Consider the following 13201-nt stretch of genomic DNA (forward strand, 5'->3'; position numbering starts at 1 on the left):
CTCTATTTGCGCAAAAAACGAGCAAGTCTACACCCCTCGACGGGGCAGAACAAAACTCAGCAGAAACAGCACGGCAGCTGCCACCACAATCGACGGGCCGGCCGGGGTGTCCTTGAACCAGGACAGCGCCAGCCCGCCACACACGGCGAGTATGCCCAGCAGGCTCGCGCCCAGTGCCATCTGTTCCGGTGAGCGAGCGTGACGCTGTGCCGCCGCAGCCGGGATGATCAGCAACGAAGTGATCAGCAACACGCCGACGATTTTCATCGCTACGGCAATCACTACGGCGATCAATAGCATCAGGGCCAGGCGCAATCCCGCCACCGGCAGGCCCTCGACCCTGGCCAGTTCTTCATGCACCGTGATCGCCAGCAATGGGCGCCACAACGCAACCAGCAAGCCCAGAACCGCAGCGCTCCCGCCAAGAATCCAGGCCAGGTCGGTTGGACTGATTGCCAACAGGTCGCCGAACAGATAGGCCATCAGGTCGATCCGCACTTCGTGCATGAAGCTTAGTACCACCAGGCCCAGAGAGAGCGTGCTGGGTGCAAGAATTCCCAAAAGCGTGTCGGAGGCCAAAGGCTGGCGTTGTTGCAATGTCACCAGCAACACCGCCAACAGCAAGCAGCCAACGGTGACGGCGACGGTCGGGCTGACATCCAGCAGGAAGCCCAGGGCCACGCCGAGCAAGGCCGCGTGGGACAGCGTATCGCCAAAATAGGCCATGCGCCGCCAGACCACGAAAGATCCCAGCGGGCCTGCAACGACGGCCAGGGCCAGGCCTGCAAGCAGGGCGTAGAGCAGAAAATCAGCCATGCTTGCAGCTATCTCCGTGAACATGGTTATGGCCCGACGCGGGCGCCTTGACCACCGAGCCATGCAAGTCGTGGGCGTGGTCGTGATGGTGGTGATAAATCGCCAGGCTTTGTGCGTTCTTTCCGAACAGCTCGACGAAAGCCGGATCGCCGCTGACCTGCTCGGGGTGGCCTGAGCAGCAGACGTGACGATTGAGGCAAACCACCTGATCGGTGGTGCTCATCACCAGATGCAAGTCATGGGAGACCATCAGCACGCCGCAACCGTGACGGTCGCGCAGGCGGGTAATCAGGCTGTACAGCTCGGCCTGGCCGGCTACGTCGACACCCTGTACCGGTTCGTCGAGTACCAGCAATTCAGGTTCGCGCAACAAGGCCCGGGCCAGCAACACGCGTTGCATTTCGCCACCGGAAACGCTTTGTACCGGGCTGTCGATCACCTGTTCGGCGCCGACTTCCTTGAGTGCCGCCAAGGCCATCGCACGGTCCACGCCCGGCACCAGGCGCAAGAAGCGCAGGACTGACAGCGGAAGGGTCGGATCGACATGAAGTTTTTGCGGCATGTAACCGACCCGCAGCTTCGGCTTGCGCCAGACGCTGCCGCTGTCCGGCTTCAACAGGCCGAGCACGGCACGCACCAGTGTGGTCTTGCCGGCACCGTTGGGGCCGATCAGGGTAACGATCTGCCCCGGCTCGACGCTCAGCTCAATGTTGTCCAGCACCGGTTGCCCGGCGAACGTGACGGCAACCTGCTCAAGACGGATCAGCGCGTTGCTCATCAAGCCCCCTGGCAACCCGAGCAGAGACCGACTACTTCGACGGTCTGGCCTTCGACGACAAACCCGACATCCCTGGCGCTGGCGATGATCGCGTCACTGATGGATTTTTGTTCAAGTTCGATCGCGGCGTGGCACTGACGGCAAATCAGGAACTGACCCTGGTGAGCATGTTCCGGGTGATTGCAGCCGATGAAGGCGTTGAGCGAGGAAATGCGATGGACCAGGCCGTTTTCCAGCAGGAAATCCAGCGCGCGGTACACCGTCGGCGGCGCGGCGCGGCGACCGTCCTGCTCGCTGAGGACCGCGAGAATGTCGTAGGCACCCAGGGGCTTGTGGCTTTGCCACACCAGTTCCAGCACTCGCCGGCGCAAGGCGGTCAGGCGCAGGCCTTGACGTGCGCACAGGGCATCGGCCTCGGACAAAGCGCTGTGAACGCAATGTGAGTGGTCGTGGGGGCGGCTGGCAATCGGTGTTTTTAGCATGAGCGGCGACGAGTTTTGTGAGAGACGTTATTATGTTACCCGTTCTCGCCTCTTCGAGTGGTCATCGTGTCCCGACTTTTTTCTATCTTTGTCGCATTTATCGCAAGTTTTCTGCTGATCGGTTCGGCGCAGGCCGAGGTCAAGGTCCTTACCAGCATCAAGCCTCTGCAATTGATCGCCGCGGCGGTGCAGGACGGCGTGGCGATCCCTGAAGTTTTGCTGCCGCCGGGTGCCTCGCCGCATAACTATGCATTGCGCCCATCCGACGTACGCAAGGTGCAATCGGTGGACCTGCTGTACTGGATCGGCCCGGACATGGAAGGTTTCCTGCCGCGCGTGCTCAATGGTCGTACGCTGCCCAGCGTCGCCGTGCAGGATTTGCCAGGCATGAAACTGCGCCGTTTTGCCGAAGATAGTCACTCCCACGCCGAAGAAGCCGACGAACACGACCACGATCACCGCCCGGGCAGCCTGGATGCGCACCTGTGGTTGTCGCCGGTTAACGCACGAGTCATTGCTGCGAAAATGGCAGCTGACCTGAGTGCCGCCGATCCTGACCATGCCGCGCGCTATCAGAGCAATCTGAAAGCCTTCGACGAACGTCTCGATGCACTGGATGCGCGTCTGAAGAAGCGCCTGGCCGATATTCAGGGCAAACCCTACTTCGTGTTCCACGAAGCGTTCGATTACTTCGAAGACGCTTACGGGCTCAAGCACGCGGGTGTGTTCAGCGTCGCGGCTGAAGTGCAGCCCGGTGCACAGCATGTCGCGACGATGCGCGCGCGCTTGCAGGAAGTCGGCAAGACTTGCGTGTTCAGCGAACCACCGCTGCGTCCGCGCCTGGCGGAAACCCTGGTAGCGGGTTTGCCGGTGAAACTGGCTGAACTGGATGCGCTGGGCGGGTATACGCCGGCCACCGCCCAAGGTTATGAGCAGGTGCTGGAGAAGTTGGGGAATGATTTGGCGGGGTGTCTGGAGTCGTTGTAACCCCGGAATTTGTGTCGCCTCATTCGCGAGCAGGCTCGCTCCCACATTGGATTTGTGATCGACGTAGAACCACTGTGGGAGCGAGCCTGCTCGCGAAGCTTTTAAAGGGCGAAAGGCAAAGGCGTGTTGACGGTCTGCCGCTGCGCCAGGCGCAGCTGGAACTCCATCGGATCGTGAATCAACACGTCCTGCCCGGCGAACGATTCCGCCGCGATCAAGCGGGACAACCAGAACCGCACGCAAGCCACCCGCAACATGGTCGGCCACAATTCGGCCTCGGCCGCGGTGAACGGTCGCAAGGCCGCGTAAGCACCCAGCAAGGCCCGCGCTCGCGCTCCATCGATCACGCCGTCGTCGTCTGAGCACCAGTCGTTCAAGGCAATCGCCACGTCGTAGAGCATCGGCCCGGAGCAGGCGTTGTAGAAATCGATCAGCCCGGTCAGGTGCGTGCCTTCGAACATCGCATTGTCACGGAACAGGTCGGCGTGAATGTTCGCCCGCGGCAGTGCCAGGATTTTTTCCTTCTGCCGGGTGATTTCATCCAGCGCCCGTTGCAGCAGGTCCTTCTGTTCAGCACCGAGGTGCGACAGAAACTGTGTGCCCTCTTCCAGCATCCAGTCCAGGCCGCGATCGGTTTTGCGCTTGATCATGTTCGCCTGGGTCGCCAGGTGCAGATGGCCGAGCAACTCACCGACCTGCGCGCAATGTTGCGCGTTGGCTTGCTTGATGTGCTTGCCGGCCAGGCGCGGCTGCAACAGCGCAGGCTTGCCGGCCAATTCGCGCAATGCGATGCCGTCGGTGGTACGCAGGGCGTAAGGCACTGGCAGGTCGGCGCCGTGCAGCACGTCGAGCAATTCGATGAAGAACGGCATTTCCTGAACCGGGCCGCGCTCGACCAGGGTCAGGACGAATTCACCCTGCTCCAGGCTGATAAAGAAATTGGTATTTTCGCTACCGGCGGCAATCCCCTGGAAATCAAGCAGGCGGCCGAGGCCATAAGGGGCGAGAAAAGCTTCCAGCTCGGGCCGAGCCAGGGGGGTGAACACAGACATGTTTAAACTGCCAGTACGGGCGCCGCTGTTGAGCCAGCGCCGATTAAAGTTAAGGACGACTTACCACTTAAATATTTCCCACGCCGGAATCAGCATATCCGGGTAATCCGAGCGGATGAAGTTACCTTCCGATCCGTCGGCGCGTACCAGGAAATATGGCTTGCCGCCTTTGGGCGTGACCTTGATTGCATACAGGAAGCCGTTTTGGCGGTATTCCTGGATGAGCTTGTCCCCTTCCGTGCGGATCGTGACATCCGGCTCTGGTGTCGGCGCATCGTCCGCCGCCATGACGGCCAACGGGGCGATTGCAAACAAGCCAGCCAGCAACAGGCGATTTGGTGTGCGCATGATAACCTTGTCCCTTTGTCGTCAACGGTCCCGCTATTCTAGCGCCGGACCCGCCGAAAAGGTTGATCCTGCTCATGAGCCAAGCCCCCCTCGTCCTGGTGGACGGTTCTTCTTACCTGTACCGCGCCTTTCACGCGCTGCCGCCGCTGACCACGTCCAAAGGCCTGCCGACCGGCGCGGTCAAGGGCGTGTTGAACATGCTCAAGAGCCTGCGCAAGCAGTATCCGGACAGTCCGTTCGCCGTGGTGTTCGACGCCAAGGGTGGGACTTTTCGCGATGACATGTACGCCGAATACAAGGCCAACCGCCCGAGCATGCCTGACGACATGCGCGTGCAGATCGAGCCGCTGCACCAGAGCGTGATCGCCCTGGGCTTCCCGCTGCTGTGCGTCGAAGGCGTCGAGGCCGATGACGTGATCGGCACCCTGGCCCGCAGCAGCGCGGCGGCGAATCGCCCGGTGATTATCTCCACTGGTGACAAGGACATGGCGCAGCTGGTCGACGGCCACATTACCTTGGTCAACACCATGACCGGTAGCAGCATGGACGTGGAGGGCGTGAAGGAGAAATTCGGCGTCGCTCCGGAGCAGATCATCGATTATCTGGCGCTCATGGGCGATTCTTCCGACAACATTCCGGGTGTTCCGGGTATCGGTCCGAAGACGGCTTCAGGACTGCTGGTCGGTGTGAACGGCGGCTTGACAGAGCTCTATGCGCAACTCGACATCGTGCCGACCCTGCCGATTCGCGGCGCCAAGACTCTGCCGGCCAAGCTCGAAGAGCACAAGGAGATGGCATTCCTCTCCTATCAACTGGCAACGATCAAGGTCGACGTGCCACTGGACATTGGTCTCGATGATTTGCAGATGGGTGCGGAAGATCCGGACAAGCTGTTCGAGCTCTACACCCTGCTGGAGTTCAAGAGCTGGCTGAACGATCTGCAGCGGGACGCCAAGCGTATCGAACTGAGCAACGCTGCCGAGCCTGAGCCGGCGGCTGATCTGTTCAGCACTGCCGAGGTTGAAGCCGAGGCGCCCGTTGTGGCCGCTGAAGCCCAATATGAAACCATCCTCGATCAGGCGCGATTCGATGCCTGGCTGGAAAAACTGAACAAAGCCAAGTTGTTTGCCTTCGACACCGAAACCACTGGAGTCGACGCGCAGCAGGCGCAACTGGTGGGCCTGTCGTTCGCGGTTCAGGCCAACGAAGCGGCCTACATCCCGCTGACCCATTCCTACATCGGCGTGCCGCAGCAGCTGGACCGCGACACTGTTCTGCGCGCGCTCAAGCCGATTCTGGAAGACCCGAACAAGCTCAAGGTCGGCCAGCACGCCAAGTTCGACATGAACATCTTGGCCAACTGCGCCATCGGTGGCGATCAGGGCAACGGCATCACCGTGCGTGGCATCGCTTTCGACACCATGCTTGAGTCCTATGTGCTCAACTCCACGGCCACGCGCCATGACATGGACAGCCTGGCGCAGAAATATCTGGACCACACCACGGTAAGTTTCCAGGACATCGCCGGCAAAGGCGTGAAACAGCTGACATTTGATCAGATCGCCCTGGAGCAGGCCGGACCTTACGCCGCCGAAGATGCGGATATCACCTTGCGTCTGCACCAGACCCTGTTCGAAAAACTCTCGGCCATTCCGAGCCTGGCCAGTGTGCTGACTGACATCGAAATCCCGTTGGTACCGGTACTGGCGCGTATCGAGCGCCAGGGCGCACTCGTCGACGCTGCCTTGCTGGGTGTGCAAAGCATCGAACTGGGCGACAAGATGGTGGCGCTGGAGCGTGAAGCCTTCGAAATCGCCGGTGAGGAATTCAACCTCGGCTCGCCGAAACAGCTGGGCGTGATTCTCTACGAAAAGCTCGGCCTTCCGGTGCTGAAAAAAACCGCCAAGGGCCAGCCGTCCACTGCCGAAGAAGTGCTGGCGAAACTGGCCGAAGACGATCACCGCTTGCCAAAAGTGCTGATGGAGCACCGTTCCATGAGCAAGCTGAAAAGCACCTACACCGACCGCTTGCCGGAGCAGATCAACCCGCGTACCGGGCGGATCCACACCTCGTACCACCAGGCGGTGGCGTCCACCGGGCGATTGTCCTCCAGCGATCCGAACCTGCAGAACATCCCGGTGCGCACCGCCGAAGGGCGTCGCATCCGCCAGGCCTTCGTGGCTCCGGCCGGTTACAAGCTGCTGGCGGCGGACTATTCGCAGATCGAACTGCGGATCATGGCGCACCTGTCCCGGGATGAAGGGCTGATGAACGCCTTCCGCCACAACCTGGACGTGCACACCGCGACCGCCGCCGAAGTGTTCAAGGTCGAGTTGACCGAGGTGACCTCCGACCAGCGCCGCAGTGCCAAGGCGATCAACTTCGGCCTGATCTACGGCATGGGCGCGCAGAAGCTCGGCAAGGACATCGGCGTCGACACCAAGACCGCCAAGGCCTACATCGATACCTACTTCGCCCGCTACCCCGGCGTTCGCCAGTACATGGACCGCACGCGTGCCCAGGCCGCCGAGCAAGGTTATGTCGAGACGTTCTTCGGCCGTCGCCTGTACCTGCCGGACATCAACTCCAACAAGCCGCAAGAGCGCGCCGCCGCCGAACGCACGGCGATCAATGCGCCAATGCAAGGCACCGCTGCGGACATCATCAAGAAAGCCATGGTCGCTGTGGATAACTGGCTGACCACGTCTGGCCTGGACGCCAAAGTCATTTTGCAGGTGCACGATGAACTGGTGCTTGAGGTGCGTGAAGACCTGGTCGACCAGGTTCGCGATGAAATTCGCGTGCACATGAGCGAGGCCGCGAAACTGGATGTCCCGTTGCTGGTCGAAGTGGGTATTGGAAATAACTGGGACGAGGCTCACTGAGGCTCGCGCCATCAGAAAATTATCGTGTTCTGCTGCGGCATGGTGCCGCGGCAGAAGGGCGCAGTCGTTTAGTCCGGAAGATAATCAGAGTTATTCCAAAGCTATTTGAAAAAAATCTGAACTAATCCTGCAAACCACTACTCAGAGTTACTGAATGGCTGGTGAAGCCCTTCGATGCTCCTATGTTGTGTTAAGTGTTGGCAGATATCTGGACCCCGCCCTAGCGGTCTAGAGCTTGAACCCCGGAACTTCTCCCTCCCCATATGAAGTCCGGGGTTTTTTTTGCCTGCAGAAAACTGCCTGGGGCGTCCCAGGCAGCCTTCGCGGCTTACTGGGCTTCTACCTCGGCACCCTTGTCCGCCAGTTCCATCCAGCCTGCAAGCACTGTGTAGGCTTCTTCCAGGCCCATGCGCTTGGGGGCCGAGAACAGCTGAATCGTCACGAGATCGCCCCAGCCCTTGCGGATTTCCGCCTGAACCTTGAGCAGCGTGTTCTTGGCCGCGCCATAGGTCAGCTTGTCCGCCTTGGTCAGCAGAATGTGCATCGGCATGCCGGCAGCTACGGCCCAGTCGAGCATCAGCAGGTCGAAATCGGTCATCGGATGGCGGATGTCCATCATCAGGATCAGACCCTTCAAACTCTCGCGTCCACCCAGATAAGCCTCGAGGTGACGCTGCCAATGTTGCTTGAGCGGGATCGGTACTTTTGCATAACCGTAGCCCGGCAGGTCGACCAGACGGCGTTCTTCGTCTAGCTTGAAGAAATTCAACAGTTGCGTGCGCCCCGGGGTTTTCGAGGTGCGCGCCAGGCTGGCATGGGTCAGGGTGTTCAAGGCGCTCGACTTGCCGGCGTTGGAACGCCCGGCGAAGGCGACTTCGAAGCCCTCGTCATCCGGACATTGGTCGACTTTGGCGGCGCTGAGCATGAAGGTGGACTGTTGGCACAGACCGAGGATGGGATTCTTGAGTTGCATGGGATTTCCGATGTGGGCGGCGCCAGGAATGGGCGCGGCAAGCAGTGTCGCTTCCGTTTCAGTGACGCCAGTATATAATGCCGCAGATTTTGTGTGCGCTTTGTCCCAGCGTAGGATGAAGTTCACGAGAGCGACAGACCTTGATTGCGCACTAGAACGCAGCTCGCTCTCAACCCTGAAAAGGTCGTTTTATGACGAAATGGCTGCTAGCTGCCGGTGTCATGATGCCGCTTTACAGCGCTCAGGCTACACAGGATCCGGAAGCTGTGTACAACCGTGTTTGTGGTGCCTGTCATTCCGGCCAACTCCCCATGGCGCCGAAAAAAGGCGATCAGGAAGCTTGGACGCCGAGGTTGGCGAAAGGTATGGAGACGCTGGTGCAACACGTGACCCAGGGTTTCAAGGCGATGCCGCCGCGTGGTTTGTGCATGGACTGCAGTGCCGAGGATTACCAAGCCATCATCCTTTGGATGAGCGAGTAAACCCGGTCCATAACTCTTAACCCTTAGCCGTAGTTGGATTAGCTGATGAAGAAATTGATCGTGAGTCTGCTGTTGACCGTGGGCATCTCCGGCATGGCCCATGCTGCAGGTGAGGCAGTACAACCGGGTGATGCAAAAGCCGGTCAGGCCAAAGCCGCCGTATGTGGCGCCTGCCACGGCCCGGATGGCAACAGCATGGCGCCAAACTTTCCAAAACTGGCAGGTCAGGGTGAACGCTACCTGACCAAGCAATTGCACGACATCAAGTCGGGCAAGCGCACCGTTCTGGAAATGACCGGCCTGCTGACCAACCTGAGCGATCAGGACCTGGCGGACATCGCCGCCTACTTCGCCAGCCAGAAAGGCAGCGTCGGTGCCGCCGATCCGAAAATTGTCGCTCGCGGTGAAGCACTGTTCCGTGGCGGTGATCTGACCAAGGGCATGCCAGCCTGCACCGGTTGCCACTCGCCAAATGGCGCGGGCAACGCACCCGCCGGTTTCCCGCACCTGGGCGGCCAGCACGCTCAGTATATCGCCAAGCAACTGACCGATTTCCGCAAGGAAGAAGGCGGCCGCAACAACGACGGCGACACCAAGCCGATGCAGACCATTGCCAAAAAGCTGAGCGACGAAGATATCGCCGCGGTGTCCAGCTACATTCAAGGCCTGCACTAAGGCCGACGGATCGAGCGTTGAACGGGGTGCTTATTACCTGCAACGTTAACGCTCGATTAATCCGTCCCGGCAAGTATAAAAAGGGTGGCTTTGGCCGCCCTTTTTTGTGGCCGCTGCCGTTACACTACAGAACTCAAGCCCGCCAGGATCTGTCTGATGACAAGTCGCGCGAGGCGATAAAATTTGTCCAGGAGTAAAGCATGCGTAATCTGATCATCAGTGCCGTTTTTGCCGCTGCAAGCCTGTTCGGCATGACTGCCCAGGCCGCTGAAGCCCCCGCCGCACCTTATGTCGAGCTGAGCAATCCGGTTCCGGTCGCCGTGCCTGGCAAGATCGAAGTGGTCGAGCTGTTCTGGTACGGCTGCCCGCATTGCTACGCCTTCGAACCGGTGATCAATCCGTGGGTCGAGAAACTGCCGACGGACGTGAATTTCGTACGCATTCCCGCCATGTTCGGTGGCCCGTGGGATGCTCACGGTCAGATGTTCCTGACCCTTGAAGCCATGGGTGTCGAGCACAACGTTCACGCCGCGGTGTTCAACGCGATTCAGAAAGAACACAAGAAACTGACCGACAAGAATGACATGGCCGACTTCCTCGCTACACAAGGCGTGGACAAGGACAAGTTCCTCGCGACGTTCGACTCTTTCGCTGTCAAGGGTCAGATCATCAAGGCGCGTGAACTGGCCAAGAAGTATGAAATCACCGGCGTTCCAACCATGATCGTCAACGGCAAGTACCGCTTTGACGTAGGCTCTGCCGGCGGTGCGGAACAGGCCCTGCAACTGGCCGACAAACTGATCGACAAAGAGCGAGCAGCTAACAAGGCTGCCGCCAACTAAGGGCAGTCACTGCCATGCGCCGATGGGGTACTGAACGCGTCGTTGGCCTGCATGATCCGCGGGTCAACGAACATCATCTGGAGTCCGCGGGCTTGCCCGCAGACAGTCGTCTGCGCTTGCTCAGTTTCAATATCCAGGTCGGTATCAGTACCGAGCGCTATCGGCATTACCTGACCCGGGGCTGGCAGCATCTGCTGCCACACACCGGGCGTGCCGACAATCTGCAGAAAATCGGCCATCTGCTGGGTGACTTCGATCTGGTCGCCTTGCAAGAGGCCGATGGCGGCAGCCTGCGATCAGGCTACGTCAATCAAGTTGAACACCTGGCGCAACTTGGCGCCTTTCCCTATTGGTATCAACAACTCAATCGCAATCTCGGTCGCCTGGCCCAGCACAGCAATGGCGTGCTCAGCCGATTGCGCCCGTGGGCCATTGAAGATCATCCCTTGCCGGGGCCAAAGGGCCGCGGAGCCATACTGGTACGGTTCGGCGAAGGTCCGGAAGCGCTGGTGGTGGTCATGATGCACCTGGCGTTGGGCGCCCGGGCGCGCAGCCTGCAACTGGCCTACATCCGCGACCTGATTGGCGACTACAAGCACCAGGTACTGATGGGCGACATGAACACCCATGCCAATGACCTGCTGCAAAACTCCGCGTTGCGCGATCTCGGCCTGCTCGCGCCGCAACTGGAAGCGACGTTCCCCAGCTGGCGCCCACAGCGCTGCCTGGACCATATCCTGCTGAGCCCGAGCCTGACCCTGGAAAAGGTCGAGGTGCTGGCACAGCCTATTTCCGATCACCTGCCGGTCGCGGTAGAGATTCGTCTGCCGGGTTCGCTCACGGTCGATGCATTGCCCGCGTTGAGTCCTGCCCCTCGCGGATCCCATGAATGAGCGACGAAGCACTGCGCTGGAAAGAAAAATACCTCAAAAGCATCGAACACCAGGAAAAGCTCGAACGTCGCTGGGACGCGCGGCTCGACTTGCTGCGTCGTGGGCTGGTGCGTAGCACGCTGGCGGCGGAAGGCACGGACCGCGCCGTTGACCAATGCATGAAGGAAATGCGCGAGGTCGTGCGTACCGACGACATGGATGCCGGCCTGGCCGCGCTGATTCCACGCCTGGAAAAAGCTGTGCTCGACTCGGAGCAGCGTCGGGAAACCCGGGTCAACCAGACCAGTGCCGCCCTGGCAGCACTGGTCACTCAACTGCAAACGTTACCGCTGCCACGGGATGTGAGCCGGCCACTCAAGAGTTTCGCCAGGCAACTGGATGCGCGGGTCAGTCAGGCACGTGAGATACCGTTGTTGCTCAGCGAGCTGAGTGGCTTGCAAGGCAAGGCCTTGAGCCAGCTGGAGACGCCGACGGAACCTGGTCGGCCGGGTTTGCTGCAGCGGTTGTTCGGTGGTCGTGAAGCGGAGGAGATGGTGGCCTCGACGGCGACTTCTCCTGCGTCGGCTGCCCTTGTAGCCGAGAGCTCCACTGGAATTATCGAGTCGGCCCCGGTCGTGATTGAGCCGGCAATCTTCGAGGTACCCGCTGCCGAGCGAGTTGAAGGCGAGCCGGTGTCAACCGGGCCGGCAGCCCCGGCTGTCGCACCTCCGGCTGTGGAACCTCATCCAGCCAGTGCCGTCGGGGCAGAAATCGAATCGGCCGAGCAACCGGCCTCGGAAGCCAACCCCGATGAACTGACTGCGCAAGCGTCGCCGGATAGCGCGTCCTTGCCTCCGATTCCGACGCAGGACGTGGTCACCGCCGATCAGGTGCAATCCGGGCACGACATTCTCTACGCACTCCCGGATTCCCCCGAGCCCTCCTACAGTTCGGTGGCCAGCCACATCGAAGACACGCTGCTGGGTCTGCTTGAAGACCTGACATTGCCCGAACGCCATCGCCCGCAAGCCGAATCCATGCGCGATCGTCTGAAAAACGGTCTGAACTGGTACGAATTGCTGCCTATTCTCGACGACTTCGCCACGTTGATGCTGGCCATTACCGACAGCGGCCAGCACGAATTCGAAGCCTATCTGCAACGACTTAACGAGCGCCTCGAATCGTTCCAGAGCAACTTGCAGGCCGCCACTGCAGGGCATGCCGACAACCGTTCGGCGGCGCGGCAGATGGACACGCAGATCCGTGAGCAGGTCGATGGCTTGCAAAGCAGCATGCAGGAAGCTGCGGACCTGGAGGATCTCAAACACGTCCTGGAAAACCATCTTGAAGGCTTGCTGGGCACCATGGACCAGCACCAGAAACAGCGCGATGAGCGCGAGCAAGAGGTCGCTGCACGCCTGCACAGCCTGGCCGAACGGGTCGCCCATATGGAGCAGGAGGCCCAAGGTTATCGCGAGCACCTTGAAGAGCAGCGTCAGAAAGCACTGGTCGACCCGTTGACCGGCCTGCCCAACCGCGCGGCGTGGAGCGAGCGCCTGGATCATGAAGTCAAACAATGGCAGCAACATGGCAACACACTGATGCTGGCCATGCTCGACCTCGATCATTTCAAGCGCATCAACGATAACTACGGGCACCTGGCCGGTGACAAAGTGCTGAAAATCATTGCCAGCGTGTTGCGCAAGCGCCTGCGCGGATCGGATTTCATTGCCCGGTTTGGCGGTGAAGAGTTTGTGCTGTTGATGCCATCCACGGTGCCAGCGGCTGGGCTGAAGCTGTTGGAAAGCTTGCGTGCCTCCATTGAGGCCTGCCCGTTCCACTTCAAGGGCGAGCCGGTGACCGTCACCGTATCTATCGGAATGACGGCGTTCAGGTCGGGTGAGCACAGCGATCAAGTGCTTAAAAGAGCCGACCAGGCGTTGTATCGCGCAAAAAATGCCGGCCGCAACCGGGTGGAACCGGGCTGATCGTCAATTGTTCCATTTTGT

13 protein-coding genes are annotated in these 13201 nt (G+C 60.2%); 7 read left to right on the forward strand and 6 right to left on the reverse strand.

Annotation, left to right across the window (positions count from 1 at the left end):
• Positions 1-27: 27 nt before the first annotated feature.
• From znuB to zur, 3 genes are read right to left on the reverse strand one after another with little or no spacing between them, the layout of a single operon-like run.
• Positions 28-816 carry a zinc ABC transporter permease subunit ZnuB gene (znuB, locus tag ACEN8E_RS29855; RefSeq protein ID WP_008018446.1) on the reverse strand — a complete coding sequence of 263 codons (789 nt, stop codon included), beginning with the start codon at positions 814-816 and terminating at the stop codon, positions 28-30.
• A complete protein-coding gene (gene znuC / locus ACEN8E_RS29860) occupies positions 809-1594 on the reverse strand; it encodes a zinc ABC transporter ATP-binding protein ZnuC (RefSeq protein ID WP_008064713.1) in 786 nt (261 codons plus the stop codon). The genes znuB and znuC overlap by 8 nt, the downstream gene beginning before the upstream one ends.
• Positions 1594-2076, reverse strand: coding sequence for a zinc uptake transcriptional repressor Zur (gene zur, locus ACEN8E_RS29865; protein ID WP_495590897.1), 483 nt, complete (start codon positions 2074-2076; stop codon positions 1594-1596). The genes znuC and zur overlap by 1 nt, the downstream gene beginning before the upstream one ends.
• A gap of 66 nt (positions 2077-2142) precedes the next feature.
• Here zur and znuA point away from each other — a divergent pair, with 66 nt between their 5' ends.
• Entirely contained in the window at positions 2143-3063 is a 921-nt protein-coding gene (znuA, locus tag ACEN8E_RS29870) for a zinc ABC transporter substrate-binding protein ZnuA (protein WP_495590898.1), read from the forward strand.
• 101 nt (positions 3064-3164) lie between these two features.
• On the opposite strand, the gene ACEN8E_RS29875 is transcribed toward znuA, so the two are convergent.
• Together ACEN8E_RS29875 and ACEN8E_RS29880 are read right to left on the reverse strand one after the other, a co-directional pair.
• Positions 3165-4115: a homoserine kinase gene (locus tag ACEN8E_RS29875; RefSeq protein WP_495590899.1), complete on the reverse strand. Its 951-nt coding sequence runs from the start codon at positions 4113-4115 to the stop codon at positions 3165-3167.
• Between the two features lie 60 nt (positions 4116-4175).
• Positions 4176-4463, reverse strand: coding sequence for a DUF2782 domain-containing protein (locus tag ACEN8E_RS29880; RefSeq protein ID WP_007989414.1), 288 nt, complete (start codon positions 4461-4463; stop codon positions 4176-4178).
• Positions 4464-4537: 74 nt separating this feature from the next.
• Between ACEN8E_RS29880 and polA the strand changes: the two genes are divergently transcribed.
• Positions 4538-7348 (forward strand): DNA polymerase I, encoded by a 2811-nt coding sequence (polA, locus tag ACEN8E_RS29885; protein WP_495590900.1) that lies wholly within the window; start codon positions 4538-4540, stop codon positions 7346-7348.
• Positions 7349-7676: 328 nt separating this feature from the next.
• Here polA and yihA read toward each other — a convergent pair whose 3' ends face one another.
• Complete coding sequence (gene yihA / locus ACEN8E_RS29890) at positions 7677-8321, reverse strand: ribosome biogenesis GTP-binding protein YihA/YsxC (protein WP_495590901.1); 645 nt, start codon at positions 8319-8321, stop codon at positions 7677-7679.
• Between the two features lie 191 nt (positions 8322-8512).
• On the opposite strand from yihA, the gene ACEN8E_RS29895 reads away from it, so the two are divergent.
• The 5 genes from ACEN8E_RS29895 to ACEN8E_RS29915 all read left to right on the forward strand — a co-directional run bounded on the left by ACEN8E_RS29895 (position 8513) and on the right by ACEN8E_RS29915 (position 13180).
• Entirely contained in the window at positions 8513-8803 is a 291-nt protein-coding gene (locus tag ACEN8E_RS29895) for a c-type cytochrome (protein ID WP_008018455.1), read from the forward strand.
• Between the two features lie 45 nt (positions 8804-8848).
• Positions 8849-9478 carry a c-type cytochrome gene (locus ACEN8E_RS29900; protein WP_495590902.1) on the forward strand — a complete coding sequence of 210 codons (630 nt, stop codon included), beginning with the start codon at positions 8849-8851 and terminating at the stop codon, positions 9476-9478.
• A 200-nt stretch (positions 9479-9678) separates the two neighbouring features.
• A complete protein-coding gene (locus ACEN8E_RS29905) occupies positions 9679-10320 on the forward strand; it encodes a thiol:disulfide interchange protein DsbA/DsbL (RefSeq protein ID WP_495590903.1) in 642 nt (213 codons plus the stop codon).
• Between the two features lie 14 nt (positions 10321-10334).
• Positions 10335-11213 (forward strand): endonuclease/exonuclease/phosphatase family protein, encoded by an 879-nt coding sequence (locus ACEN8E_RS29910; RefSeq protein WP_495590904.1) that lies wholly within the window; start codon positions 10335-10337, stop codon positions 11211-11213.
• A complete protein-coding gene (locus ACEN8E_RS29915; RefSeq protein WP_495590905.1) occupies positions 11210-13180 on the forward strand; it encodes a GGDEF domain-containing protein in 1971 nt (656 codons plus the stop codon). The genes ACEN8E_RS29910 and ACEN8E_RS29915 overlap by 4 nt, the downstream gene beginning before the upstream one ends.
• Positions 13181-13201: the final 21 nt, after the last annotated feature.

The organism is Pseudomonas sp. Pseusp9, assembly GCF_059491265.1.

What these genes read in the sequence shown, in the direction of transcription:
- ACEN8E_RS29910 (WP_495590904.1), top strand. Translation starts at nt 10,335, where the DNA reads ATGCGCCGATGGGGTACTGAACGCGTCGTTGGCCTGCATGATCCGCGG.
- yihA (WP_495590901.1), bottom strand. Translation starts at nt 8,321, where the DNA reads ATGCAACTCAAGAATCCCATCCTCGGTCTGTGCCAACAGTCCACCTTC.
- ACEN8E_RS29875 (WP_495590899.1), bottom strand. Translation starts at nt 4,115, where the DNA reads ATGTCTGTGTTCACCCCCCTGGCTCGGCCCGAGCTGGAAGCTTTTCTC.
- ACEN8E_RS29905 (WP_495590903.1), top strand. Translation starts at nt 9,679, where the DNA reads ATGCGTAATCTGATCATCAGTGCCGTTTTTGCCGCTGCAAGCCTGTTC.
- polA (WP_495590900.1), top strand. Translation starts at nt 4,538, where the DNA reads ATGAGCCAAGCCCCCCTCGTCCTGGTGGACGGTTCTTCTTACCTGTAC.
- zur (WP_495590897.1), bottom strand. Translation starts at nt 2,076, where the DNA reads ATGCTAAAAACACCGATTGCCAGCCGCCCCCACGACCACTCACATTGC.
- znuB (WP_008018446.1), bottom strand. Translation starts at nt 816, where the DNA reads ATGGCTGATTTTCTGCTCTACGCCCTGCTTGCAGGCCTGGCCCTGGCC.
- ACEN8E_RS29900 (WP_495590902.1), top strand. Translation starts at nt 8,849, where the DNA reads ATGAAGAAATTGATCGTGAGTCTGCTGTTGACCGTGGGCATCTCCGGC.
- ACEN8E_RS29880 (WP_007989414.1), bottom strand. Translation starts at nt 4,463, where the DNA reads ATGCGCACACCAAATCGCCTGTTGCTGGCTGGCTTGTTTGCAATCGCC.
- znuC (WP_008064713.1), bottom strand. Translation starts at nt 1,594, where the DNA reads ATGAGCAACGCGCTGATCCGTCTTGAGCAGGTTGCCGTCACGTTCGCC.
- ACEN8E_RS29895 (WP_008018455.1), top strand. Translation starts at nt 8,513, where the DNA reads ATGACGAAATGGCTGCTAGCTGCCGGTGTCATGATGCCGCTTTACAGC.
- ACEN8E_RS29915 (WP_495590905.1), top strand. Translation starts at nt 11,210, where the DNA reads ATGAGCGACGAAGCACTGCGCTGGAAAGAAAAATACCTCAAAAGCATC.